Annotated in this window: 25 protein-coding genes and 2 pseudogenes; 16 read left to right on the top strand and 11 right to left on the bottom strand. The window is 59.0% G+C overall.

The genetic code is table 11. The features are described 5' to 3' along the window. Positions 1 to 192: 192 nt before the first annotated feature. Positions 193 to 1,122, bottom strand: a complete 930-nt coding sequence (locus PSH65_RS00925; RefSeq protein ID WP_305421584.1) for a transposase — start codon at positions 1,120 to 1,122, stop codon at positions 193 to 195. A gap of 306 nt (positions 1,123 to 1,428) precedes the next feature. Continuing rightward, the gene (pyrE, locus tag PSH65_RS00920) at positions 1,429 to 2,073 is read right to left on the bottom strand and encodes an orotate phosphoribosyltransferase (RefSeq protein ID WP_095633618.1); all 645 of its coding nucleotides are present in this window, start codon (positions 2,071 to 2,073) and stop codon (positions 1,429 to 1,431) included. An 82-nt stretch (positions 2,074 to 2,155) separates the two neighbouring features. On the opposite strand from pyrE, the gene PSH65_RS00915 reads away from it, so the two are divergent. The 3 genes from PSH65_RS00915 to PSH65_RS00905 all read left to right on the top strand — a co-directional run bounded on the left by PSH65_RS00915 (position 2,156) and on the right by PSH65_RS00905 (position 4,388). Beyond that, positions 2,156 to 2,935 carry an exodeoxyribonuclease III gene (locus tag PSH65_RS00915; RefSeq protein WP_305424524.1) on the top strand — a complete coding sequence of 260 codons (780 nt, stop codon included), beginning with the start codon at positions 2,156 to 2,158 and terminating at the stop codon, positions 2,933 to 2,935. Positions 2,936 to 3,087: 152 nt separating this feature from the next. After that, positions 3,088 to 3,927, top strand: a complete 840-nt coding sequence (locus PSH65_RS00910) for a hypothetical protein (RefSeq protein WP_305424522.1) — start codon at positions 3,088 to 3,090, stop codon at positions 3,925 to 3,927. Further along, on the top strand, positions 3,924 to 4,388 hold the full coding sequence (locus PSH65_RS00905; protein WP_305424521.1) for a hypothetical protein: 465 nt from the start codon (positions 3,924 to 3,926) through the stop codon (positions 4,386 to 4,388). Before PSH65_RS00910 ends, PSH65_RS00905 begins: the two co-directional genes overlap by 4 nt. 110 nt (positions 4,389 to 4,498) lie before the next feature. Here PSH65_RS00905 and PSH65_RS00900 read toward each other — a convergent pair whose 3' ends face one another. Then, positions 4,499 to 4,867, bottom strand: a complete 369-nt coding sequence (locus PSH65_RS00900) for a DUF4870 domain-containing protein (RefSeq protein WP_030132446.1) — start codon at positions 4,865 to 4,867, stop codon at positions 4,499 to 4,501. 29 nt (positions 4,868 to 4,896) lie between these two features. Then, positions 4,897 to 5,619, bottom strand: a complete 723-nt coding sequence (rph, locus tag PSH65_RS00895) for a ribonuclease PH (RefSeq protein WP_123720220.1) — start codon at positions 5,617 to 5,619, stop codon at positions 4,897 to 4,899. 268 nt (positions 5,620 to 5,887) lie between these two features. Here rph and PSH65_RS00890 point away from each other — a divergent pair, with 268 nt between their 5' ends. From PSH65_RS00890 to PSH65_RS00865, 6 genes are all read left to right on the top strand, one after another. Next, a complete protein-coding gene (locus tag PSH65_RS00890; RefSeq protein ID WP_030132448.1) occupies positions 5,888 to 6,751 on the top strand; it encodes a YicC/YloC family endoribonuclease in 864 nt (287 codons plus the stop codon). A gap of 12 nt (positions 6,752 to 6,763) precedes the next feature. Next, positions 6,764 to 7,384, top strand: coding sequence for a guanylate kinase (gene gmk / locus PSH65_RS00885; RefSeq protein WP_090177994.1), 621 nt, complete (start codon positions 6,764 to 6,766; stop codon positions 7,382 to 7,384). Between the two features lie 167 nt (positions 7,385 to 7,551). Continuing rightward, complete coding sequence (gene rpoZ, locus PSH65_RS00880) at positions 7,552 to 7,815, top strand: DNA-directed RNA polymerase subunit omega (RefSeq protein WP_003177259.1); 264 nt, start codon at positions 7,552 to 7,554, stop codon at positions 7,813 to 7,815. Between the two features lie 57 nt (positions 7,816 to 7,872). Beyond that, entirely contained in the window at positions 7,873 to 9,978 is a 2,106-nt protein-coding gene (gene spoT, locus PSH65_RS00875; RefSeq protein ID WP_007894658.1) for a bifunctional GTP diphosphokinase/guanosine-3',5'-bis pyrophosphate 3'-pyrophosphohydrolase, read from the top strand. Between the two features lie 24 nt (positions 9,979 to 10,002). Then, complete coding sequence (locus PSH65_RS00870; protein ID WP_003177257.1) at positions 10,003 to 10,383, top strand: RidA family protein; 381 nt, start codon at positions 10,003 to 10,005, stop codon at positions 10,381 to 10,383. A 55-nt stretch (positions 10,384 to 10,438) separates the two neighbouring features. Next, a complete protein-coding gene (locus PSH65_RS00865; protein WP_305424519.1) occupies positions 10,439 to 11,179 on the top strand; it encodes a hypothetical protein in 741 nt (246 codons plus the stop codon). 77 nt (positions 11,180 to 11,256) lie between these two features. Here the strand turns inward: PSH65_RS00865 and PSH65_RS00860 are convergent, their stop codons facing one another. Further along, positions 11,257 to 12,114, bottom strand: a complete 858-nt coding sequence (locus tag PSH65_RS00860; RefSeq protein WP_305424518.1) for an SDR family oxidoreductase — start codon at positions 12,112 to 12,114, stop codon at positions 11,257 to 11,259. Between the two features lie 189 nt (positions 12,115 to 12,303). On the opposite strand from PSH65_RS00860, the pseudogene exbB reads away from it, so the two are divergent. From exbB to PSH65_RS00830, 6 genes and pseudogenes are all read left to right on the top strand, one after another. Next, positions 12,304 to 13,262, top strand: a pseudogene (exbB, locus tag PSH65_RS00855) (tonB-system energizer ExbB). A 6-nt stretch (positions 13,263 to 13,268) separates the two neighbouring features. Continuing rightward, positions 13,269 to 13,697 (top strand): TonB system transport protein ExbD, encoded by a 429-nt coding sequence (exbD, locus tag PSH65_RS00850; RefSeq protein ID WP_305424517.1) that lies wholly within the window; start codon positions 13,269 to 13,271, stop codon positions 13,695 to 13,697. Continuing rightward, a complete protein-coding gene (locus tag PSH65_RS00845; protein ID WP_008007617.1) occupies positions 13,694 to 14,440 on the top strand; it encodes an energy transducer TonB in 747 nt (248 codons plus the stop codon). Before exbD ends, PSH65_RS00845 begins: the two co-directional genes overlap by 4 nt. Positions 14,441 to 14,625: 185 nt before the next feature. Continuing rightward, positions 14,626 to 15,555 (top strand): hydrogen peroxide-inducible genes activator, encoded by a 930-nt coding sequence (locus tag PSH65_RS00840; protein ID WP_008007618.1) that lies wholly within the window; start codon positions 14,626 to 14,628, stop codon positions 15,553 to 15,555. Between the two features lie 9 nt (positions 15,556 to 15,564). Further along, a complete protein-coding gene (recG, locus tag PSH65_RS00835; protein ID WP_305424516.1) occupies positions 15,565 to 17,640 on the top strand; it encodes an ATP-dependent DNA helicase RecG in 2,076 nt (691 codons plus the stop codon). 78 nt (positions 17,641 to 17,718) lie between these two features. Further along, positions 17,719 to 19,119, top strand: a complete 1,401-nt coding sequence (locus tag PSH65_RS00830) for an aminoacyl-tRNA deacylase and HDOD domain-containing protein (protein WP_305424515.1) — start codon at positions 17,719 to 17,721, stop codon at positions 19,117 to 19,119. Positions 19,120 to 19,372: 253 nt separating this feature from the next. Here the strand turns inward: PSH65_RS00830 and PSH65_RS00825 are convergent, their stop codons facing one another. Then, entirely contained in the window at positions 19,373 to 19,762 is a 390-nt protein-coding gene (locus PSH65_RS00825) for a helicase (RefSeq protein WP_305424514.1), read from the bottom strand. 535 nt (positions 19,763 to 20,297) lie between these two features. On the opposite strand from PSH65_RS00825, the gene PSH65_RS00820 reads away from it, so the two are divergent. Next, positions 20,298 to 20,678 carry a DUF6124 family protein gene (locus PSH65_RS00820; protein ID WP_305424512.1) on the top strand — a complete coding sequence of 127 codons (381 nt, stop codon included), beginning with the start codon at positions 20,298 to 20,300 and terminating at the stop codon, positions 20,676 to 20,678. Positions 20,679 to 20,733: 55 nt separating this feature from the next. On the opposite strand, the gene PSH65_RS00815 is transcribed toward PSH65_RS00820, so the two are convergent. From PSH65_RS00815 to PSH65_RS00795, 5 genes and pseudogenes are all read right to left on the bottom strand, one after another. Beyond that, positions 20,734 to 21,138 carry a hypothetical protein gene (locus PSH65_RS00815; protein ID WP_018927471.1) on the bottom strand — a complete coding sequence of 135 codons (405 nt, stop codon included), beginning with the start codon at positions 21,136 to 21,138 and terminating at the stop codon, positions 20,734 to 20,736. 81 nt (positions 21,139 to 21,219) lie between these two features. Further along, complete coding sequence (locus PSH65_RS00810) at positions 21,220 to 22,215, bottom strand: hypothetical protein (RefSeq protein ID WP_305424511.1); 996 nt, start codon at positions 22,213 to 22,215, stop codon at positions 21,220 to 21,222. 99 nt (positions 22,216 to 22,314) lie between these two features. After that, positions 22,315 to 23,160 (bottom strand): type IV pilus biogenesis/stability protein PilW, encoded by an 846-nt coding sequence (locus tag PSH65_RS00805; protein WP_305424510.1) that lies wholly within the window; start codon positions 23,158 to 23,160, stop codon positions 22,315 to 22,317. Further along, complete coding sequence (locus tag PSH65_RS00800; protein WP_305424509.1) at positions 23,147 to 23,422, bottom strand: hypothetical protein; 276 nt, start codon at positions 23,420 to 23,422, stop codon at positions 23,147 to 23,149. Before PSH65_RS00800 ends, PSH65_RS00805 begins: the two co-directional genes overlap by 14 nt. Positions 23,423 to 23,471: 49 nt before the next feature. Next, a pseudogene (locus PSH65_RS00795) lies at positions 23,472 to 25,014 on the bottom strand (IS66 family transposase). Positions 25,015 to 25,029 lie beyond the last annotated feature (15 nt).

The following is a 25,029-nucleotide window of genomic DNA, read 5'->3' as shown; positions in this document are numbered from 1 at the left end:
GTTGCCGAAATCGCCTTCGCGAGCAAGCCCGCTCCCACAGTAGATCTGCGGTGAACACAGTTATGTGTGAACACCCGAGATTAAATGTGGGAGCAACTGTCTTGATGTCTTTTATTTTGAAGTTTGATCAAAGGGCAGCCGAACTTCCACAGTCTCAAACCATGTGATTTCCCAAATGAGCAAGCAGTCTGTTTAGGCTGCCTGCTCTCTCCACTCAGTTTGGTCACGGATCATCGCGTTCAGCCTTATCAACAACACCCGCATGCAGGCGATCAGCGCCACTTTCGCGCATTTACCTCTCAGGCGAAGCGCGTCATATCGGGCTTTGAACTCGGGTTGTCGCAAAATCACAGCCCAACTGGCCATGTACATCGCACGTCGCACGGCAAATCGGCCACCGCTTATATGACGAGGCCCTTCGTGGTTGCCGCTGTCGTCGTTGTAAGGGGCGATCCCTGCCAGTGCTGCGATCTCGTGCCGTCCAACCTCTCCCAGCTCAGGCAGGTAGGCCATGATGCTGGCTGCGGTCACGAGCCCTAGTCCCTTAACCGAGCGCAAGCGGGCAATTTTTTCACTGTCCAGGTCTTTGGCGCTTTGGCAGATCAGCTGTTCTATCGACTTTATTGCCTGATCTAAATAGTCGATATGGCTTTGCAACAAGGGTTTTATCGAGTCGACAGAAGCCGTTTTGATACGCCGCCTGTCGTCACTTTGCTGCTGAACAAAGTTTTCGCGTTGCTGTACCAGCGCACGCAAATTGTCCTGTTCGGCGCTGGTGATACGGCTATCGGCGTCCTTTATAATCGTTGCAAATTCGGCGAGAAGCCGCGCATCTATCGCGTCTGTTTTAGCGCGATAACCCATTGCCTTGGCAAAATCTTTCGCCCGACGAGGATTGATTCGTAAGACGTCAAAGCCGCCCCTTTGAAGCACCTTCATGGGCCCCCGCTCGTAGCCACCGGTGGCTTCCAGTAACACGCGGGTGACTTCGAAGCCTTTTAACCAATCAATCAGCACCGGGAAACCACTGGCGCTGTTCGGAAAACTCGCACCAATGCCTTGCGAATTAATCCAGACTTCCAGACTGTCTTTGGAAACATCAATGCCTGCGCAGGAAAACATGGCTAAACCCTCTTACACTCATAAATGAGAGCGCTCTGGTTGGGCTCCACGCTTGTAATGTTCGAGGTCGGCTCGTTCAACTGTTCGGGCTCAATAACCAGAGTGGAGAGGTGAATGGCAGCATGGGCTCCCACACGTGCTGCTAGCACTCCGGGCGTTCAGCTTGCCACTCACCGCTCTCATCTTCAGTCTAAGTCCTGCGCAAGACACAAGCGGGCTTGCTCGCGAAAGCGGTGTATCAGGCGACATCAATGCTGATTGTGTCGCCGCCTTCGCGAGCAAGCCCGCTCCCACAGGGAATTGGCGTCAGACGCCGAACTGGGCGCGGTACGCTTCTACGGCAGGCAAATGCTGCTTGAGCTGCGGATCATCCGCCAGGAACTCGAGCACCTGATTCAACGAAACGATGCTGATCACCGGGATGCCGAAGTCACGCTCCACTTCCTGGATGGCCGACAATTCGCCGTTGCCACGCTCCTGACGGTTCAGGGCGATCAACACGCCCGCGGCCTTGGCGCCCTCCTGGGAAGCGATGATCTGCATCACCTCGCGGATCGCCGTGCCTGCGGTGATCACGTCGTCGATGATCAGCACGTCGCCGGTCAATGGCGCGCCGACCAGACTGCCGCCTTCGCCGTGGGCCTTGGCTTCCTTACGGTTGAAGCACCAAGGCAGATCACGACCATGATGTTCGGCCAGCGCCACGGCGGTAGTCGCCGCCAACGGGATGCCTTTGTAAGCCGGGCCGAACAGTACGTCGAACGAAATACCGCTCTCGACGATGGCCGCCGCGTAGAAACGCCCCAGCTGCGCCAGGGCAGAACCCGAGTTGAACAGGCCGGCATTGAAGAAGTAAGGACTGGTGCGCCCGGACTTCAGGGTGAACTCACCGAAGCGCAAAACGCCACGATCAATGGCAAAACGAATGAAGTCGCGCTGATACGCTTGCATGAAAAAAACCCCAAATACCACGGATTTAGCTAATTAGGTAGACGCCGTGTATCATACCCGCACGCGATTTTTGGGGCCACTTATGCGGATCATCAGTGTGAACGTCAATGGGATTCAGGCTGCAGTCGAGCGTGGTTTGCTCAGTTGGCTGCAAGCACAGAATGCCGACGTCATCTGCCTGCAGGACACCCGCGCCTCCGCCTTTGAACTGGACGATCCAGCCTTCCAACTGGATGGCTACTTCCTTTATGCCTGCGAAGCTGAAGTTCCCGCCCAAGGTGGCGTGGCTTTGTACTCGCGGTTGCAACCGAAGGCAGTCATCAGCGGTCTCGGCTTCGAGACGGCCGACCGCTACGGGCGTTACCTGCAAGCCGATTTCGACAAGGTCAGCATCGCGACCTTGCTGCTCCCTTCGGGGCAGAACGGCGATGAAGACTTGAACCAGAAGTTCAAGCTAATGGACGATTTCGGCCGTTATCTGGATAAACAGCGGCGCAAACGTCGCGAGTACATTTATTGTGGCTCGCTGTACGTGGCGCAACAGAAGCTGGATATCAAGAACTGGCGCGACAGCCAGCAATCCCCGGGCTTCCTGGCGCCTGAACGTGCCTGGATGGACGAGATTGTCGGCAACATGGGTTATGTCGATGCCCTGCGCGAAGTCAGCCGTGAAGGCGACCAGTACAGCTGGTGGCCGGACAACGAACAGGCCGAAATGCTCAACCTGGGCTGGCGTTTCGACTACCAGTTGCTGACCCCAGGCCTGCGCCGCTTCGTACGCAGCGCACGCCTGCCGCGTCAGCCACGATTCTCGCAGCATGCGCCGCTGATCGTGGACTACGACTGGACGCTGACGATCTAAGCGTGTTTTCGCAGATGCAAAAAAGCCGACATCACTGTCGGCTTTTTTGTGGGTGATGATTTACTTTCTGTGGGAGCGGGCTTGCCCGCGATGAGCATAGGTATCTACACATCTCCCGATCCTGGTCTATAAAGGGACGGCATGGATATCAAATGACCGGGCTAGATGCCCGACTGACAAAACGATACGACGAGTTGGTCATGGGACACAGTAATGGACTACCGGCGCTGGCCGCCGGGATGAAAGCCTTGCCGCGAAGCGACAAGGCTTTTGCACAGACGCAAGCCCTTTGGCGATTTTTGAGCAATGACCGGGTTCGGCCCGTTGACCTGGTTAAACCGCTGCTGGCGTTAGCCCACGAGGGTTGTCGGGATGACTGTGATGATTACGCGCTGGTCATGCACGATTGGTCTCGGCTCAATTACATGCACCACCACAGCAAGGCTGATCGCCTGCAAATGACCCACCGAGGCGATATCGGGTACGAACTGCAAAGCAGCCTGCTAGTCACCGACCGTGACGGTGCACCGATCTGTACTCCCGCTCAAAATCTGGCGACCAGGGACGGCGTGCTCAGCACGCGAGCCGAAGAAGTGCTGGTCCCTGAGAAGCATCTGCATGAACTGACACAACGTATCACTTGGCTGGAACAGCAGAATTTTGCCAAGCCGCTTGTCCATATCGTGGATCGAGAGGCTGATTCGGTCGCTCACCTGAGGCAATGGCAGGCCGAGGGTCGGCAATGGCTGGTGCGAGTCAAGGCCGGTTCCACGGCCAGTCATGCAGGTCAATCGAGGGCCCTGAGTCAAATTGCTCGCGAGATGACCTACCGCAAAACTCGCAAGGTGGACTACAAAGGAAAACCGGCCATTCAATGGGTGGGAGAAACCGCCGTCGTGCTGACCGCCAAGCCCAGCCTTTCACCAAAGACAGGGCCGACCGCAAGACGCTGCGCAAGTCTGGTGAGCCGTTGCCGGCCCGGCTCGTCGTGAGCCGAATACTGGGAGCCGATGGTCACCTGCTGGCCGAATGGTATTTGCTGAGCAACCTTGAGCAAGAGGTCGCAGATGAACGATTGGCGCTCTGGTATTACTGGCGCTGGCGTATCGAGTCCTACTTCAAACTGCTTAAAGGGGGTGGGCATCAGCTGGAAAACTGGCAGCAAGAGAGCGGTGAAGCGGTGTTCAAACGGCTGTTGATCGCCAGTCAGGCATGTGCTGTCAGTTGGCGTCTGATGCGGGCTAAGGGGGAGTTTGCTGAGCAAACACGGGATTTTTTGGTCCGTCTGTCTGGTCGACAGATGAAGCGCTCGCAGCCGGTGACGGCTTCCGCGCTGCTGGCCGGTTTATACATGCTTTTGGCCATGTGCGAGACATTGGAACAATACACGCCCCAGGAACTGGCGGGTTTTGCTAAAGAGGCCATCGGCTGGGTGGCCAGCCGAAGACTTTAGAGATGTGTAGATACCTATGCCGCGATGAGGCCGTCACAGTCAACAGATGTGTTGCCTGCCAGATCGCTATCGCGGGCAAGCCCGCTCCCACAGGAAATCTTTGCTGGCTATTATTTGATCAGCCGCCAGGTGAACGGATACCGGTAAGGGAACCCTTCATTGGCTTTCACGCCGGCGATGATCGTCAACACCAGCGCACCGATCGCGACCAGACCAAACAGGAAAAACCCGATGATCACCACCATCAGCAAAAAGCAGATGGCCGAAGCAATGGCGACGGTGATCTGAAAGTTCAACGCCTCCTTGCCTTGCGCATCGATGAACGGGTCTGACTCGCGCTTCATCTGCCAGAGAATCAGCGGCCCGATCAGCGTACCGAACGGCAGCCAGATCCCCAGCAAGGCGGACAGGTGACAAAACATCGCCCACTGACGAACCTCTCGACTCGGTGTGGGTAGCGGCAGTTGCTCGTCACTCATTACGTCCTCCTTGCGTGGAGCAGATCCGATCAGTCGGCCAGTGCAGCCTTCTGCAGTTCGAAAATCTCGTTCATGCCTTTCTTCGCCAGCGCCAGCATCGCGTTCAGCTCTTCCGGCTGGAACGGCGCGCCTTCGGCAGTGCCCTGAACTTCGATGAAGCCGCCGGTGCTGGTCATCACCACGTTGAGGTCAGTCTCGGCAGCCGAATCTTCCAGGTAGTCGAGGTCAAGCACGGGCTCGCCTTGGTACATGCCCACCGAAACGGCAGCGATCATTTGCTTGAGCGGGTCGCCACCTTTCAGGCCGCCGCGCTTCTTGATCACTTTCAAGGCGTCGATCAGTGCAACCATGGCACCGGTGATGGACGCGGTGCGGGTGCCGCCGTCAGCCTGGATCACGTCGCAGTCGACGTACAGGGTGACGTCGCCCAGCTTGGTCATGTCCAGCGCAGCGCGCAGGGAACGACCGATCAAACGCTGGATTTCCAGAGTACGGCCGCCTTGCTTGCCGCGGCTCGCTTCACGCTGGTTACGCTCGCCAGTGGCGCGCGGCAGCATGCCGTATTCAGCGGTCAACCAGCCTTGGCCCTGACCTTTGAGGAAACGCGGCACACCATTCTCGACACTGACGGTGCAGATGACTTTGGTATCACCGAACTCGACCAGCACAGAACCCTCGGCGTGTTTGGTGTAGTTGCGGGTAATGCGGATCGAGCGGAGCTGATCGGCAGCGCGACCACTTGGACGTTTCATAGGGATTACCTGTACGGGGGACGGAAAACTGCCGAGCATTATAGAGCCGTGGGCCGCCAGTGGGCACTTCTAAAAAAATCGCCCGACGATTGAAGCCCCTGAATAGAGCTTAGCCGACGGCCTGCAGCTCTTTGTCACAGCGTGTGTTTGGGCGCATCCGCCCCACTGCGCTACAATCCTGCGCCTTTGCTGCCTGTCGGCTTTAATTCACAGATAGCGGGTCCGCGAACCATGGGTTACGCGCCGACCTGCATTGCGAGGTACCTCCATGGTGCACAGCATGACCGCCTTCGCCCGCGTCGAAAAAGCCGGCGTCCAGGGCACCCTGAGCTGGGAACTGCGCTCGGTCAACAGCCGCTACCTGGAACCCCACCTGCGTCTGCCGGAATCTTTCCGCGACCTCGAAGGCGCGGTCCGCGAAGCCCTGCGCCAGGAACTGTCCCGGGGCAAGCTCGAATGCACCCTGCGCTTTACCGAAGAAAGCACCGGCAAACCGCTGCAAGTGGACCGCGAGCGCGCCGCGCAACTGGTCGCGGCCGCCGAGACGGTCGCCGGCCTGATCAAGAACCCGGCCGCGCTGAACCCGCTGGAGGTCCTGGCCTGGCCCGGCGTGTTGGTGGCCGATGCCGCCGACCCGCAAGCGCTGAATGCCGAAGCCCTGGCGCTGTTCCATCAGGGCCTGAAAGAACTCAAGGCCGGGCGTGAGCGCGAAGGCACTGAGCTGGCGCGATTGATCAACGAGCGCCTGACCTCTATTGAAGGAGATGTGGTGATCCTGCGCGAACTGGTCCCGCAGATGCTCGCCACCCAACGCCAAAAAGTCCTCGACCGCTTCACCGACATGAAGGCCGACCTCGACCCGCAGCGACTGGAGCAGGAAATGGTCATGCTCGCGCAAAAGAGCGACGTCGCCGAAGAACTGGATCGCCTGAGCACTCACATCATCGAAGTTCGCCGGGTACTCAAATCCGGCGGCGCTGCCGGTCGGCGCCTGGACTTCCTGATGCAGGAACTCAACCGCGAAGCCAACACACTGGGCTCCAAAGCCTTCGACCCGCGCAGCACTCAAGCGGCGGTCAACCTCAAAGTGTTGATCGAGCAGATGCGCGAACAAGTGCAGAATATTGAGTAAGGCAAACCCGACATGACCCACAGCACCGGCACCCTGTACATCATTTCCGCACCTTCGGGCGCGGGCAAGAGCAGCCTGGTCAAGGCCCTGACCGATACCAACCCGGAGATTCGCGTATCGATTTCCCACACCACCCGCGCCATGCGTCCGGGTGAAGTGGACGGCGTGAACTATCACTTCGTGACCCGCGAAGCCTTCGTGAAAATGGGCGAGCACGGCGATTTCCTGGAGCGAGCCGAAGTATTCGGCAACTTCTACGGCACCTCGCAAAGCCATCTGCAGCAGACGCTGGACGAAGGTCACGACCTGATTCTGGAAATCGATTGGCAAGGCGCCGAGCAAGTGCGCAAGCTCATGCCCCAGGCGCGTTCGATCTTCATTCTGCCGCCATCGCTGCAAGCCTTGCACCAGCGCCTGACCAACCGTGGCCAGGACAGCGACGAGATCATTGCCGGCCGGATGCGTGAAGCCGTCAACGAAATGAGCCACTATGTCGAGTACGACTACCTGATCATCAATGACGATTTCTCCCACGCGCTGGATGACCTGAAGGCGATTTTCCGTGCCAATCAATTGCAACAGAAGCGCCAACAGGTGCGTTTCGGCATGTTGCTGGCTGAATTGCTCGGCTAAACAGCGCTTCCCAAAACCGCTGCAAGGGCTTTACATTGGCACTTATAGCGCATTGAAGAGCCTGGTCAAAAAATCAGCGCTTCCCTAATCGCTGGTGATTTTTTAAACTGTTGAGTCCGCTCGCCCAACCGGGCAGCGCGCATATTGCATTCGCTCCGAGGAATACCATGGCCCGCGTAACCGTTGAAGACTGCCTAGAACACGTGGAAAACCGCTTTGAGCTGGTCATGCTCTCTACCAAGCGTGCCCGTCAACTGGCCACCGGCGGCAAAGAGCCCCTGGTTCAGTGGGAAAACGACAAGCCTACTGTTGTAGCGCTGCGTGAAATCGCTGAAGGCCTGATGAGCTACGAGTTCATCGCCAACGCTGAAATCGTCGAAGACGAACCGCTGTTCGCAGCGTTCGAGGACGAGTCCAACGAGGCAGTATAAGTCCATGCCTGGTCGACGTAGCACGGCGCGGGGTCACAACGAACGGCAGGAATTATCATGCCGAGCATAGACGCCCTCGCCGATCGCTTATCGACCTACCTCGGCAAGGACCAGGTCAATCTGGTCCGCCGAGCGTACTTCTACGCCGAACAAGCCCACGACGGCCAACGCCGCCGCAGCGGTGAGGCGTACGTCACGCACCCACTCGCGGTTGCAAATATTCTTGCCGACATGCATATGGACCATCAGAGCCTGATGGCGGCCATGCTGCATGACGTGATCGAAGACACCGGTATTGCCAAGGAAGCGCTGCAAGCGCAGTTCGGCGAAACCGTGGCCGAACTGGTCGACGGGGTCAGCAAACTGACCCAGATGAACTTCGAGACCAAAGCCGAAGCCCAGGCCGAAAACTTCCAGAAAATGGCCATGGCCATGGCCCGCGATATTCGCGTGATCCTGGTCAAGCTGGCCGACCGCCTGCATAACATGCGCACCCTGGAAGTGCTATCCGGCGAAAAGCGCCGGCGGATCGCCAAGGAAACCCTGGAAATCTATGCGCCCATCGCCAACCGGCTGGGCATGCACGCCATCCGCATAGAATTCGAAGACCTCGGCTTCAAGGCCATGCACCCGATGCGTTCCGCGCGGATCAACCAGGCGGTCAAACGCGCCCGGGGCAACCGCAAGGAAATCGTCAACAAGATCGAAGAGTCCCTCAGCCACTGCCTCGCCATCGATGGCATCCAGGGCGAGGTCAGCGGTCGTCAGAAACACCTCTACGGCATCTACAAAAAAATGCGCGGCAAGCGTCGAGCCTTCAACGAGATCATGGACGTGTACGCGTTCCGGATCATCGTCGACAAGGTCGATACCTGCTACCGCGTGCTGGGTGCTGTACACAATTTGTACAAACCGTTGCCGGGGCGTTTCAAGGACTACATCGCGATCCCCAAGGCCAACGGCTACCAGTCGCTGCACACCACGCTGTTCGGCATGCACGGTGTACCGATCGAGATTCAGATCCGCACCCGTGAAATGGAAGAGATGGCCAACAACGGCATCGCCGCCCATTGGCTGTACAAATCCAGCGGCGACGAGCAGCCCAAAGGCACTCACGCCCGCGCCCGCCAGTGGGTCAAAGGCGTGCTGGAGATGCAGCAACGGGCCGGCAACTCGCTGGAATTCATCGAGAGCGTGAAGATCGACCTGTTCCCGGACGAGGTCTACGTGTTCACACCCAAAGGCCGGATCATGGAGCTGCCCAAAGGCTCCACGGCGGTCGACTTCGCTTACGCGGTACACACCGACGTGGGCAACAGCTGCATTGCCTGCCGGATCAACCGTCGTCTCGCGCCGCTGTCCGAACCGCTGCAAAGCGGCTCCACGGTCGAGATCGTCAGCGCTCCGGGCGCGCGGCCGAACCCGGCCTGGCTCAACTTCGTGGTCACCGGCAAGGCGCGGACCCACATCCGCCATGCATTGAAACTGCAACGCCGCTCCGAATCCATCAGCCTCGGCGAACGCCTGCTGAACAAGGTGCTCAACGGCTTCGACAGCTCGCTGGAAAAAATCCCGGCCGAGCGCGTGCAGTTGATGCTCCACGAGTACCGCCTCGAATTGATCGAAGACCTGCTCGAAGACATCGGCCTGGGCAATCGCATGGCTTACGTGGTCGCCCGCCGCTTGCTCGGCGAAGGCGAACAGCTGCCGAGCCCGGAAGGCCCGCTGGCGATTCGTGGCACCGAAGGCCTGGTGCTCAGTTACGCCAAGTGCTGCACACCGATCCCGGGCGACCCGATTGTCGGTCACCTCTCCGCGGGCAAAGGCATGGTGGTGCACCTGGACAACTGCCGCAACATCAGCGAAATCCGCCACAACCCGGAAAAATGCATCCAGCTCTCGTGGGCCAAGGATGTCACCGGTGAATTCAATGTCGAGCTGCGCGTCGAACTGGAACACCAGCGCGGCCTGATCGCCCTGCTGGCCAGCAGTGTCAACGCGGCCGACGGCAATATCGAAAAAATCAGCATGGACGAACGCGACGGTCGTATCAGCGTGGTCCAACTGGTGGTCAGTGTGCACGACCGTGTGCATCTGGCCCGCGTGATCAAGAAACTGCGCGCCTTGACCGGGGTGATCCGCATCACCCGCATGCGCGCGTAGCCCACCCTTCACAAGGAGTCATACATGACCAAGACCGTTATCAACAGCGACAAGGCCCCGGCCGCCATCGGTACTTACTCCCAGGCGATCAAGGCTGGCAACACCGTTTACATGTCGGGTCAGATTCCTCTGGACCCAAAAACCATGGAACTGGTTGAAGGCTTCGAAGCCCAGACCGTCCAGGTGTTCGAGAACCTCAAAGCCGTGGCTGAAGCGGCCGGTGGTTCGTTCAAGGACATCGTCAAACTGAACATCTTCCTCACCGACCTGAGCCACTTCGCCAAGGTCAACGAGATCATGGGCAAATACTTCGACCAACCTTACCCAGCCCGCGCCGCCATCGGCGTAGCAGCCCTGCCAAAGGGTTCGCAGGTTGAAATGGATGCCATTCTGGTCATCGAGTAATACGTCCGGCGCGGCCCCAGAGGTTGCGCCGATTTCGTTCTGAAAGGATTCCACCATGCGCAAAGCGCTAGCTCTCTCGCTGGTCGCCCTTCTCTTGGGCGGTTGTGCCAGCAACCCTGCCGACCGTGACATCAGCGGCACCTGGATCAATCAGGCGGCGATCGATGCGGCATCCGAAGGCGGTTCCCTGCGTGAAGCGCTCCAGGCCTATGGCCCGAACCTGGAATGGGACGTCAACACCAGAGCCGGTCAGGCCCGCTATACCAATGGTTTTGAAAATGTCGAAGGCAAGCTGCTGGGCGAAGAGTCCGGCGCCTGGAAAGTCGACTTTTATGGCAGCTCCGCCAGCGAGCTGAAGCGTGATGGCAAGCAACTGCACCAAGTCGCCAGCGAAAACGAACCAGAACAGCTTTTCGACCGCGCCCAGATCCCGGTCCCGGACGGGGCACCGATCGGTGCCAGCTTTGAGCGTGCGCTGTACTCGGCTTACATGGGCGGCAGCTGGAAAATCATCAACGGCCCAGGCGAAGGTGGCACTGTGCAGTTTCAGGCCGACGGCCAAGTGTCCGGCCTGCCCGGCGCCGACCGTTACGCCCTGTGCCTGACCGGCGATTGCGCATCGATGAGCATCGGCAACGACAACATCTGGCTGCAACTCAATGGCCAGGGCAATACCTGGATCTTCGCCCGCAAAGGCAAGGAACTGGAGCTCTTTCAGGCCGTGAACACCGCCCTGGCGGACGAGATGCCGCAGTTTGCCCCCGGCGAGCGCAAATGGTTGCTCAAGAAGCAGTAACCCGACCCTAAGGCCAACGCAAAACCCATGTGGGAGCGAGCAGGCTCCCACATTAGTTGTTTAGGGGTAACTGGAAGTCAGCAGCGACCTTCAAGAATCGCGGCATAGCCCTCGCGGAAACTCGAATACTTCGGCATCCAGCCCAACGCCTTCGCCCGAGCATTGCTGCAACGCTTGCTGCCGGCACGACGCACACTGGCGTCATCGGCCCATTCGGTCACGCCCAGGAACTCACGCAACCAGCCCACCACCTCCGCCATTGGCGCGGGCGCATCATCGACGCCTATATAGGCATCATCCAGCGCCACTCCACGCCGATCCGCCTCAAGCAGAAACGCCAACAACCCCGCCGCGTCATCGACGTGAATGCGATTGGCGTACAACGGGGGATCGATCGCCACGCGATAACCGCGACGAACCTGAGTCAGCAGCCACTCTCGACCCGGACCATAAATGCCGGTCAGACGCACGATGCTGGCCGGGATTCCACTATCGCGCGCTACTTGCTCGGCTTCCAGCATCAAACGCCCTGAGTAACCGCCCGCCACCGTCGGCGAGGTTTCATCGACCCACTCACCGTCCTGCTGGCCGTAAACACTGCTACTGGAGACAAACAGAATGCGCTTTGGCTGCTGGCCATGCTGTTTCAGCCACCCCAACACATGCTGCAAACCCTCGACATAAGCCGCACGGTAGCCCGCCTCGTCGTGGTCGGTGGCAGCGGCGCTGTACACCAGATAATCCAGTGTCGCGGTCGGCCAGTCAGCCGGGCATTGCGCACTGAACAAGTCACCTGCAACGCCCAGCACACCCGTAGGCAAGCGCGACACATTGCGGCGCAGACCATAAACCTGCCAGTGCCCGGCCAGCAATTGCGTGGCCAGACGACTGCCGACATCACCGCAGCCGGCGATCAAAACAGAAGGCGCGGACATCAGAAAACTCCCTCAAGAAAGGTACAGACTAGCGCCCGAAATGGATGAGCAGCTAGCAATGAAGGAAAAAAAGATACTCTATTACTTTTGTTAACAAGAATTACTTGCAATAATGCAGGCCACTTTTGTTCTCGGCCTCACGAGGCCTGGAAGAACACTTACAGTCTTTTCCTCTCAGGTCCGGCCAGCATGACACCCAATCAATTCCCCGCTTCGCCAACCAAACGACCTCGCGCCTGGAGCGCAGTGGCCGCCCTGCTGCTCAGCCTGATGCTGGCGCCGACCGCCGCATTCGCTGATGCACAAGCGCCGGCCACACAGCCTGCTGCCGCTCAAACACCCGCCGCACCAGCCGTAGCGCCTGCCGCGACCGATCCAGTCCAGGCCGTAGACGCCGCTGATGTACCGGAAGTCCTCGAAGCCGACAACTCGCTGGGCATGGCCCATGATCTATCGCCGTGGGGCATGTACCAGAACGCCGACATCATCGTGAAGATCGTGATGATCGGCCTGGCCATAGCCTCGATCATCACCTGGACCATCTGGATCGCCAAGGGCTTCGAGCTGATGGGCGCCAAGCGTCGCCTGCGCACTGAAATCGCTCACCTGAAAAAAGCCGCCACCCTTAAAGAAGCCAGCGCGACAGCGGCCAAGGAAGGCACCCTTGCCAACCTGCTGGTCCACGACGCGCTGGAAGAAATGCGCCTGTCGGCCAACAGCCGCGAGAAAGAAGGCATCAAGGAACGTGTGAGCTTCCGCCTGGAGCGCCTGGTCGCCTGCATGCGGTCGCAACATGAGCAGCGGCACCCGGCGTACTCGCCACCATCGGTTCCACCGCGCCGTTCGTCGGTCTGTTCGGCACCGTGTGGGGCATCATGAACAGCTTCATCGGCATCGCCAAAACCCAGACCACCAACCTCGCCGTGGTAGCGCCCGGCATCGCCGAAGCCCTGCTGGCAACCGCGCTGGGCCTGGTTGCAGCGATTCCTGCGGTGGTCATCTACAACGTCTTCGCCCGCTCCATCGCCGGTTACAAGGCGCAAGTGTCCGACGCCTCGGCAGAAGTCCTGCTGCTGGTCAGCCGCGATCTCGACCACCTGCCGGCCGAGCGTAGTAGCTCGCAACCGCACATGGTGAAAGTGGGGTAATCGGCCATGGGCCTGCATTTGAAAGAAGGCGCAGACGACGATCTGGCCGAGAACCACGAAATCAACGTCACGCCGTTCATCGACGTGATGCTGGTGCTGTTGATCATCTTCATGGTGGCGGCACCGCTGGCCACCGTGGACATCAAGGTCGACCTGCCTGCTTCCACCGCCAAACCGGCGCCGCGGCCAGAGAAACCGGTGTTCCTCAGCGTGAAAGCTGACCAGCGCCTGTTCCTCGGCGAAGACGAAGTGAAGGCCGAGACCCTTGGCGCCACACTCGACGCCAAGACGAAGGGCAAGAAAGACACGACGATCTTCTTCCAGGCCGATAAAGGCGTGGACTACGGCGACCTGATGGGCGTGATGGACGCCCTGCGCGCCGCCGGTTACCTGAAGGTCGGCCTGGTCGGACTCGAGACGGCAGCCAAGAAATGATCAACACGCGCCAAAAGCTGACGCGTTACAGCGGGAGCCTGGCCGTGGTGCTGGGCGTCCATGCGCTGGCCATTGCGCTGGCGCTGAACTGGACGTCGCGCCCGCCGATCGAGCTGCCGCCGCAAGCGATGATGGTCGAACTGGCGCCGGTTCCGGCCCCGCCACCGCCCGCACCGCCGAAGGTGATCACCCCGCCACAGCCACCGGCCCCGGTGGAAGAACTGCCGCTGCCGAAACTCGCTGAAGCGCCGAAGGCCGAGATTGCCGTGCCCAAGCCGGTCAAACCCAAGCCGAAGCCTCAACCGCCCAAGCCTGTGGAGAAAAAGCCGGAGCCGCCGAAGGAAAAACCTTCCGAGGAAAAACCGAGCGACGCGCAACCGACTCAGGCACCGACGGAGAAATCCGCTCAACCAGCACCCGGCCCATCGCCCGCGCAACAAGCGGCCAAGGCCAGCTGGCAAGGCACACTGCTCGCGCACCTGGCCAAGTACAAAAAGTACCCGGCCAGCGCACAGCAACGCGGCAAGGAAGGTTTGAACCGTCTGCGCTTTGTGGTGGATGCCGAAGGTAACGTGTTGTCGTTCGAACTGGTGGGCCGCTCCGGCAATGCCGATCTGGACCGGGCCACCCTGGAAATGATCCGCCGCGCCCAACCGCTGCCCAAGCCACCGGCCGACATGCTGAACAACGGCTCCATCGAAATCGTAGCACCGTTTGTTTACTCGCTGGAACGCCGCCGTTAAAGGCACCGCTCCCACAGGTTCTTCGGCGACTGCAAAACCTATGAAAGGCACCGAAAGGTGCCTTTTTGCATATCTGGAAACGGCAAACCTGCATTGCCCAGTGTCACTCGACACACTCAGTCTGATAACGTGCGTCTATCGATTGCAGCCGGTATGCTTGGCCCGCAACTTCATGGACGCTTGCTATGACTCTCACAGAATTACGCTACATCGTTACCCTCGCCCAAGAGCAGCACTTCGGCCACGCGGCCGAGCGTTGCCACGTCAGCCAGCCGACCCTGTCGGTAGGCGTGAAAAAGCTTGAAGACGAACTCGGTGTGCTGATTTTCGAGCGCAGCAAGAGCGCCGTGCGCCTGACCCCGGTCGGTGAAGGCATTGTCGCCCAGGCACAGAAAGTCCTGGAACAGGCCCAAGGCATCCGCGAACTGGCCCAGGCCGGCAAGAACCAGCTGACCGCCCCGCTCAAAGTCGGCGCGATCTACACCGTCGGCCCGTACCTGTTCCCGCACCTGATTCCACAACTGCACCGGGTCGCCCCGCAGATGCCGTTGTACATCGAAGAAAACTTCACCCACGTGCTGCGCGACAAACTGCGCAACGGCGAGCTCGACGCAATCATCATCGCCCTGCCGTTCAACGAAGCCGACGTGCTGACCTTGCAGCTCTACGACGAGCCGTTCTACGTCCTGATGCCGGCTCAGCATCCGTGGACGCAAAAAGAATCCATCGACGCCGCCCTGCTCAACGACAAGAGCCTGCTGCTGCTCGGCGAAGGCCACTGCTTCCGCGATCAAGTGCTGGAAGCCTGCCCGACCCTGGCCAAAGGCAACGACGGCGCCAAACACACCACGGTGGAATCCAGCTCGCTGGAAACCATTCGCCACATGGTCGCGTCCGGCCTGGGTATTTCGATCCTGCCGCTGTCGGCGGTGGACAGCCATCACTACGCTCCCGGCGTGATTGAAGTGCGCCCACTGAGCGCGCCCGTGCCGTTCCGCACCGTGGCCATCGCCTGGCGCGCGAGTTTCCCGCGGCCGAAGGCGATTGAAATTCTCGCCGACTCCATTCGCCTGTGCTCGGTGGCCAAGCCGCCAGCGCCGGTGGTGGCCGGTTAAGTCGCTGCCATGACCGAGTTGTCGCAAGTGTCGGTGACGGCACTCAAGGGTGTCGGCGAAGCCATGGCCGAGAAGCTGGCCAAGGTCGGCCTGGAAAATCTCCAGGACGTGCTGTTCCACTTGCCGCTGCGTTATCAGGACCGCACTCGCGTGGTCCCGATCGGCCATTTGCGACCCGGGCAAGACGCCGTGATCGAAGGCACCGTCAGCGGTGCCGACGTGGTCATGGGCCGGCGCCGCAGCCTGGTTGTCCGTTTGCAGGACGGCACCGGCGGGCTCAGTCTGCGCTTCTACCATTTCAGCAACGCCCAGAAAGAAGGCCTCAAGCGTGGCACGCGCATTCGCTGCTACGGCGAAGCGCGGCCCGGTGCGTCGGGGCTGGAGATCTACCACCCGGAATACCGCGCCATAACCGGCGATGAGCCGCCGCCGGTGGATGAAACCCTGACCCCGGTCTACCCGCTCACCGAAGGCCTGACCCAGCAGCGTTTGCGCCAACTGTGCATGCAAACCCTGACCCTGCTCGGGCCCAGCAGCCTGCCCGACTGGCTGCCGACCGAACTGGCCCGGGACTATCAACTGGCACCGCTGGCCGATGCGATCCGTTACCTGCATCACCCGCCCGCCGATGCCGACGTCGACGAGCTCGCCCTCGGTCATCACTGGGCCCAGCACCGCTTGGCCTTTGAAGAGCTGCTGACCCATCAACTGTCCCAGCAGCGCCTGCGCGAGAGCATGCGTGCCCTGCGCGCGCCGGCCATGCCCAAAGCCACCAAGCTGCCCACTCAGTATTTGGCCAACCTCGGTTTCACCCCGACCGGCGCCCAGCAACGGGTCGGCAATGAAATCGCTTACGACCTCAGTCAGCATGAGCCCATGTTGCGGCTGATTCAGGGCGACGTGGGCGCGGGCAAAACCGTGGTCGCTGCCCTCGCCGCGCTGCAAGCGCTGGAGGCCGGTTACCAAGTCGCACTGATGGCGCCCACTGAAATCCTCGCCGAGCAGCACTTCATCACGTTCAAGCGCTGGCTCGAACCGCTAGGCATTGAAGTGGCGTGGCTGGCCGGCAAGCTCAAGGGTAAAAATCGCATAGCCGCGCTGGAGCAAATCGCCAACGGCACGCCAATGGTGGTCGGCACCCATGCGCTGTTTCAGGAAGAGGTGCAATTCAAGAACCTGGCGCTGGCGATCATCGACGAGCAACACCGCTTCGGCGTGCAGCAGCGTCTGGCATTGCGACAGAAAGGCGTCGGCGGGCGAATGTGTCCGCACCAACTGATCATGACCGCCACGCCGATTCCACGGACGCTGGCCATGAGCGCCTACGCCGACCTCGACACCTCAATCCTCGACGAACTGCCGCCTGGCCGTACCCCGGTGAACACGGTGCTGGTCACCGACACCCGGCGCGTCGAAGTGATCGAACGGGTGCGCGGCGCCTGCGCCGAAGGCCGTCAGGCCTATTGGGTGTGCACGCTGATCGAAGAATCTGAAGAGCTGACCTGTCAGGCCGCCGAAACGACTTATGAAGACCTCACCGCCGCCCTCGGCGAGTTGAAGGTCGGGCTGATCCACGGCCGCATGAAGCCTGCCGAGAAAGCCGCAGTGATGGGCGAATTCAAGGCCGGCAACCTGCAACTGCTGGTCGCCACCACCGTGATCGAAGTCGGCGTCGACGTGCCCAACGCCAGCCTGATGATCATCGAAAACCCCGAGCGTCTCGGGCTCGCGCAACTGCACCAACTGCGAGGCCGCGTCGGCCGGGGCAGCGCCGTCAGCCATTGCGTGCTGCTTTACCATCCACCGCTGTCGCAGATCGGTCGTCAGCGGCTGGGCATCATGCGCGAAACCAACGACGGTTTTGTCATCGCCGAAAAAGACCTCGAACTGCGCGGCCCCGGCGAAATGCTCGGCACACGCCAGACCGGCCTGCTGCAATTCAAGGTCGCGGACCTGATGCGCGACGCCGATTTACTGCCTGCCGTGCGCGACGCCGCCCAGGCCTTGCTCGAGCGTTGGCCGGATCACGTCAGCCCGCTGCTCGACCGCTGGCTGCGCCATGGGCAGCAATACGGCCAAGTGTGAGCACTGTCGCAGTTTCTGGACCCTGGCCTTAAACAAGCTGGTTATACTCCCGCAATTGTTTGAAAACGGATACAGACCATGACAGAAGCTGCCCTCGCCCCCGAAACCCCGCACGCTCCGTCTGTTATTCGGCTGCTGCTCGGCAAGCTGGGCATCGCCTACCAGGAAGTCCTCGACCATCACGGCCTGAACCCCGCACGCAAAGTGCAGGCGGTTTTGCTGGATGATGCCGTCGGCGCGCTCATGGTGCTGTTTCCGCAAAGCCAACTGCTCGACCTCAATCGCCTCGCCGAACTCACCGGCCGCCGGTTGACCGCTGTATCCACCGAACGCCTGGTAAAAATGCTCGGCAAACACAGCCTGAGCCTGTTGCCCGGCCTGCCGGCGCTCACCAGCTCACCGTGCCTGTACGAAGAAAGCCTGCTGCGCGAACCGAAGTTGCTGATCAACTCGGGCGAGCCGGGCGTGCTGCTGGAAATCACCAGCGAAGATTTCAAAACCATGCTCACCAAGGCCAGCGCCGGCAATTTCGGCGAAGCCGTGAACAGCATCCGCCCGAACCTCGACCGCCCCGACGATGACCGCCAGGAAATCACCCAGGCCGTCCAGGTGTTCACCGCGCGGCGCATCCAGCAACGTCTGGAAGAGACCATCGAGATTCCGCCGCTGGCCGAAACCGCGCAGAAAATCATCAAACTGCGGGTCGACCCCAACGCCACCATCGACGACATCACCGGCGTCGTCGAAACCGACCCGGCCCTGGCCGCACAAGTCGTCAGCTGGGCAGCGTCGCCGTACTACGCCTCGCCGGGCAAGATTCGTTCAGTGGAAGACGCCATCGTCCGGGTGCTCGGTTTCGACCTGGTGATCAACCTGGCGCTGGGCCTGGCCCTGGGCAAAACCCTGAGCCTGCCCAAAGACCACCCGCAACACACCACGCCGTACTGGCAGCAATCGATCTACACCGCCGCTGTCATCGAAGGCCTGACCCGCGCCATGCCCCGCGCCCAGCGCCCGGAAGCCGGCCTGACCTACCTCGCCGGCCTGCTGCACAACTTCGGCTACCTGCTACTGGCCCACGTCTTCCCGCCGCACTTCTCGCTGATCTGCCGCCACCTGGAGGTCAACCCGCACTTGTGCCACAGCTACGTGGAACAACACCTGCTGGGCATCAGCCGCGAACAGATCGGCTCATGGCTGATGCGCTACTGGGACATGCCCGAAGAACTGGCCACCGCGTTGCGCTTCCAGCACGACCCGAGCTATGACGGTGATTACGCCGAATACCCGAACCTCGTATGTTTGGCCGTGCGTTTGCTGCGTAGTCGCGGGATTGGTTCGGGTCCGGATGAAGACATTCCGGATGCCTTGCTGGAGCGCGTTGGCCTGACTCGCGACAAAGCCAACGACGTTGTCAGCAAAGTGCTTGAGGCTGAAGTGCTGCTGCGTGAACTGGCTTCGCAATTTAGCCAGGCCTAAAAGCATCGCGGGCAAGCCTCGCTCCCACAGGATTTAGGCGATCCCTGTGGGAGCGGGCTTGCCCGCGATGAATCCACCCCGATCTATCTGAAATACACCAACCCCTATGCGAGGGAGCTTGCTCCCGCTCGACTGCGCAGCAGTCGCAACCCAGCCAACGCGGTGTGTCAGAAACAACCGAGGTCTCAGATTTCAGGGCCGCTTCGCAGCCCAGCGGGAGCAAGCCCCCTCACCACAGACTTGATCGAAAGCCTCAAACCTTAGCTGCCACCTTCGCCTTCCTAGGCTTCAAATACTTGGTCAACCCCTGAAACCAGATCACCAGCGCCGGGTTGCCCTTGATCTGAATCGACTTGTCCTGAATCCCCGTCATAAACGCCAACTGCTTGTTCTTTGCCTGCATCGTGGCAAAGCCATACGCCGCATCCTTAAACGCAATCGCAAACGCCGGCTCGGCATACACGCCTGACTTGCTGGTGATGCGCTGGTCCTTCACAAAGAAATGCCGCGCCACCTTCCCGTCCAGGGTCTGTAGCTGAAACACCAACGCCTTGTCACCCAACTGCTGCTGAAACGCAGGATTAGTCCGACTGGCCTTACCCATCAACAAACCCAGCATCCACAGAAGAAAACGAAATTTCATGCGCACAGCCTCAAAAGAAAAATGAACGGCCGGCGCAGTGTAGCCGCTTCAAGCCAGAACGCCACTGTCGGGTTACGTTAGAAGAAGATGAACAGCTTTTCCCGCATGATGACCACCAAGTCACGCTTTGCACTTCATTCTAAGGGACCCGACCTACACCTAAAGAAACACATTCCTGTAGGAGCTGCCGAAGGCTGCGATCTTTTGATCTTAATGCCCTCAAACCACTCGGACATTTCCTTCAAAACGCCGGGCTGTTCATGAACTAGGCGACTTTGGCCATCACCGATAACCTCTGTTCGTCACCGCAAAATCGGTGACTCGGACGTGCAAGTCCGATTCAGGTGCACAATCGTTGGTGGCAATTCATCGAGCGTTTTCCTATGCTCGCGGATCGTTATGGCGGCTGTGCGTCGGAGACCTTCGGGTCTGCCGGGCACCTGGACCGGTCTTGCACACCAACGCACAGCTGCCACCCCTTTCGAAGTGCAAAGAGAAACGGTGTCAGCCTCTTAACTCCAGGAAGTTAACATCTATGATCAAGCCAACACCGAATCCCCCAGAAAACCCAGCCACATCCCCCTACGAATCCTTCGATTCCAGAAAACTCCACGAAGCCGCCGAACGCGCCCTCGACCACCATTTCGCCCCGCCACCCAACGAAAAACCCAAGCGCAAAGGCAAACTCTTCACCGTCTCCCCCGACATCGACACCGAAGCCCTCCTGGCCAACGCCTCCGAAGACCTGAAGTCCATCAGCGCCATCGCCGCCGACCTGGCCGATGACATCGAAGGCACCCGCCGCTCAGTCGCCCTGGCGCTCAGCAGAATGGCGGATGGGGTGCAGTTGTTGGTGGAGCGAGCGCTGGATCATATCGATTCGCCGAATCCGGCGGAGCATCGGGCTAAGGCATAAAGGGACCACAGAAAGAGAAAGGGGACGTTGAGTCCCCTTTCTCGATAATCTCGACTCACCACTGACAGCCTGTCTCTGGTGACGCCTCCATGCTGATATCTTGATCGAACGAATATTTCTTACCGGATTTGTAATTCGTATAGGTCATCCCATAGATCCGAGCACCCTGACGGACCATCTCATACTCACCCGTCAGCGCCCCCTCGGAAACTTCCACCCAAGTTGTCGTGAATTGATAGGGCCGATCCTCTGCCAGGATTTCTTGCTCGGTGCTTCGATGGACTAGAGAAATGGCCTTCTTCGACTTGCTATACCTAACCCCAGTGCCGCTCCATTGGGTAACCGAGTCGTAATAGGTTCTGAATTCGAAATTGATGTTTTTACCTTCCAGCGAACGGAAACACGAGACCTGTGTTGTGATCTCACTACGGGCCGTCAGCGGCAATACCAACAACAGCATTAAAAATAACTTCTTCACAGATCCCTCTGATCTCATTTTTTTGAAAACGATGTCGTGCTCTCAGTAGAGCTTACCGCATGCCTAAAGTGAAAAATCCGAGACTTTTGCAAGCCGCCAACATTGCCCACGAACAAACTGATACTCGAAGACATAATCGGTATCCGGCTTCTGCAGGATCGCCGTGGCGTTGTTGCCCCGCTCGTCCTTGACGGTCAACGTAAGACCATCGGCCTCTCGTTTCACACGATCCGGGATGATTGGAAACTTGATCTGATCGCCGCTGACACTGCGCTTTTCCATCTCAGGCTCGGGATCTCCCGCCACAGTCGTGACAAGTTGCAGCGGCTGTTGAACGAACGTTTTTTGCACGTCTGCGCGCTCGGAAAAAGCTGCGAGGAACGCTGAAAACTCGTTCGAGGGACAAGCAATATCGGCCGCGTTACCACCGATTTTGCGCGGCTCCTGGCTGATGCCATGTTCCAGTTTTGAATCCGCAATAATCTTTGCATCCAAGTCTGCCAGACGCTTTTTAATACTCGCCGCATCCTTGTAAGCACACTCAAGATCTGCCCCCCCTTCCAGGTCTCGCCCGTCGCGACAGTCCTGCAATTCGGGATCTGGCGGATCACCGCGAAAAAATCGCAAAGACAACTGATCCCCGCCCTTAATCAGTGGTAACTCCAGCGTCGAATAGGAGTAGCCCTCGAAGCGGGCCGACTCCTTGTTTTTCGTGAGCACATACAGGGACTTCCCCGCTCGCTCAGGAAATTTACGCTCGAAGAAGAACACCGACACTATCTGTTCGCCAATGACCGGCGCCACATAAGTGAGTTCTGGTTTCGTAGCACTCATCGTTGCGTAGAAAACTTCACCATTGGGAACGTACGCGCCTGTCGTCTGACCTTTGAGCGTGTTCTTCAAGAAAAATACCGTGATTTTCTGCTCACCCACCGAAGCCACCACCGGTGGATGCATTTGATCGATGGTTTGTAGGTCATTGGCTGACACCGGTTGTGATGCAAAACCGATGATTGATACAAGTACGCACACACAACTAAAAAACCTGGCCACTTCCATTCACTTCCCTGTTGATCCACGACATTGAACAAATCATCAAAGCCATATACCGGTGATCTTTTTACGATGAATCAGACTCGACGTTTCTCTCCGTCCTGTTCAATTTTTCATTCCTTGATTTACGGATCGCTCAGCTACGCGTTGCGGAATCTTCTGCGCCTTACCGGCGGCAGTCATCGCTTCGCCGTACTCGCGGTAATACCACTGCGCTTCGTCTTTCCTGTTCAGTCGCCACAACGAATCAGCCATGTTCAACATCAACACCGTGCGCTTGCCGACCGCCTCAACGCCGCGATAAAACCTCAGCGCAAGCTCATCGTTACCGCCCTCGGCGAGGTAAAAACCAAGGTCGTTGAACGCCTGAAGATATTGCGCCGGGGGATGACACGCCATGTAGGACTCCGGACTCAAAAAGCTCAGGCTCCATACGATGGATTCCGCGCGGGACTGCGCCGGCTCGATGTCCACGACATGCCTCAACAAGTCCTTTGGGGGCTTCGTCTCCAGGACGGGATTGAACACTTCACCGTCGTTGGAAACCCACTGATTGCCCACCCATTTACCGACACAAAAGCTGGCAGAACGCTCAGCCAGCACGCAACCGCTCTCCATCGAGATCACATCGCAATGCTGTTGCGACACCAGTTTTTCTTCACCACTCTCGACCGACAACATGCCGAAGCTCACCGGGTCGAGCAACAAGGTTTTCTTGTCAGGACTGAGCCAACCGGAGTGCCCATCAGCACCAACGTCGATGCTGAAGAGCGGGAACGTTTTACCACTTGCGGTGAACCAAGCAGTCGCCGACTCCACACCGGGCATCGTCCATTCTGTCGCCCGAAACGTCACTGCGTGCCCGCCGACACCGACTATTGGCAGGTCTTGGGCAAAGGCTCTGGCGGCAAACAGGCTGCCGAACATCAACACCCACTTAAGGCTGGCCATAAACGATCCTTTTCACTGCAGGGCTTTCCGATTGCAGTTGTCTCTTCGTGACGCCATAAGCCTCGATCAGCCCCTCCCAAGAACCTTTCGAACCAAACGACCGATAGCTATTGCTGTAGCTGTAATGCTCTAACCGGCCGGCCGTGGAGTAATACCCGCGCCATTCAGGGCAGGATCCGCACCCGCCATAACCGCCAATTGAAACCAGGCTGCCCTTGGTTCCTTTCACGCAATCCATCGCCACGACCACATTACTCAACATCTTCGTATGCGATCCATGAACCCCACCTACCTAAGGATGGGTTAGCGATTTACCGTGGCATTTCCGGGGAGCAGTTCCATGGCAGCAAAGCTTCGTAGTCCTCTATCGATGAAGCGTGCGGTAACCGCTCCAGTACGTGGCGCAGCCACGTATAGGGCTCTTGGCCGTTGACCTTGGCGGTCTCGACCAGGCTATAGATCTGCGCGCTGGCGGTCGCGCCGTTGGTGGTATCGCTGAACAACCAGGCCTTGCGCCCGATGACAAACGGCTTGATCGCTCTTTCAGCGGCGTTATTGTCGATGGGTAAATAACCGGCTTCGATATAGCGCTCCAGCCGGCTCCAGTTGTTCGCCAGATAATGCACAGCCTTGCCCAGTGCACTTTGCGGCGTCACTTGGGATTGGGTTTTATCCAGCCAGCTTTTCAGTTGAGTCAGGATAGGCAGGCTCTTTTCCTGGCGTCCGATAAACCGCAGCTCATCGTTGGCGTCCTTCAACTCACGTTCTATGCCGTACAGCTTGTTGATCATCGTCAGCGCGATATCCGCACGCCCAGTCTTGCCCTTGGGCTGCACTTTTTGCGCTTCAACGAACTTGCGTCGCGCATGGGCCATGCAGGCCAGCCGTTCGACCCCCGGTTGCAACGCCAAGGCGTTATAGCCCGCGTAATCATCGGTCATAACATAGCCGCGATAACTTTCCAGCAGACGCAACGGAACCTCCTGCGCACGGCTGGACGTGTAGTCGAACAATACGACTTTGCGATCTGGCGGGCCGCTGGCTTGTACCCACATCCAGGATTGGCTGGTCGGGTCTCGATCTGGCTCTTTCAATACTTGAACACGGGTTTCATCGCAGTGGATCACCGGGCTTTCCAGTAATCGGTCGCGCATCAGGTTCAGGTGGCTGAAAGTGTTCGCTGCACTGGATCACCCAGCGAGCCAGTGTTTGCCTTGGTATATCGATGCCGTGTCGACTTAACACCGTCTCGAAACGATGCAGCGGCAAGCCATCGACATACTTGGTGGTCAGCAACATTGCCAGCACGCTTGGGCTGGCCATGCTCTTTTCGATCAGTTGAGCCGGTTTGTCGGCGGTGACCGGTGCCGTTTCGCAGTCACGGCAACCATAAACCTTGCGGATATGTTTGATGACACGGATCTGCATCGGCACGATATCCAGCTGTTCGCTGATTTCTTCGCTGATCACATGCTTGCGGCAACCGCAGGCACAGGTCAGTTCGTGCTCGGGCAGTTCGTGGATCACCTCGACACGCGGCAACTCAGCCGACAATGGCTTGCGTTTACCACGGCGCGACACCGGGGCAACGACTTCTTCTTCGACATCGCCGATCAACGGCATCGGCTCGCTCTCGGGCTCATTGAACAGTGCAAGTTGCGGCGTATTGGGCTCCGCTGTCTGCTCGGACTTACGCCCGAACAAGCGGTCGCGCAACAGCTTGATCTGTTCTTTCAGGTCAACGATGTGAGTCTGGTAAGACTGGACCACTTCTCCCTGGCGATTGAGTGCATCAAGCAGCATCTGCTTGAGCAAAACGGGGTCATCAGGAAGGTCGTCGGGCAGAGAAATCATGGCCCGGATTATACC

The sequence above is a fragment of the Pseudomonas sp. FP603 genome (assembly GCF_030687415.1).
In the GTDB taxonomy this organism is placed as follows: Bacteria; Pseudomonadota; Gammaproteobacteria; order Pseudomonadales; family Pseudomonadaceae; genus Aquipseudomonas; species Aquipseudomonas wuhanensis.
The sequence above is the reverse complement of the archived record's forward strand: the minus strand, read 5'-3'. Positions and strand labels throughout refer to the sequence as shown.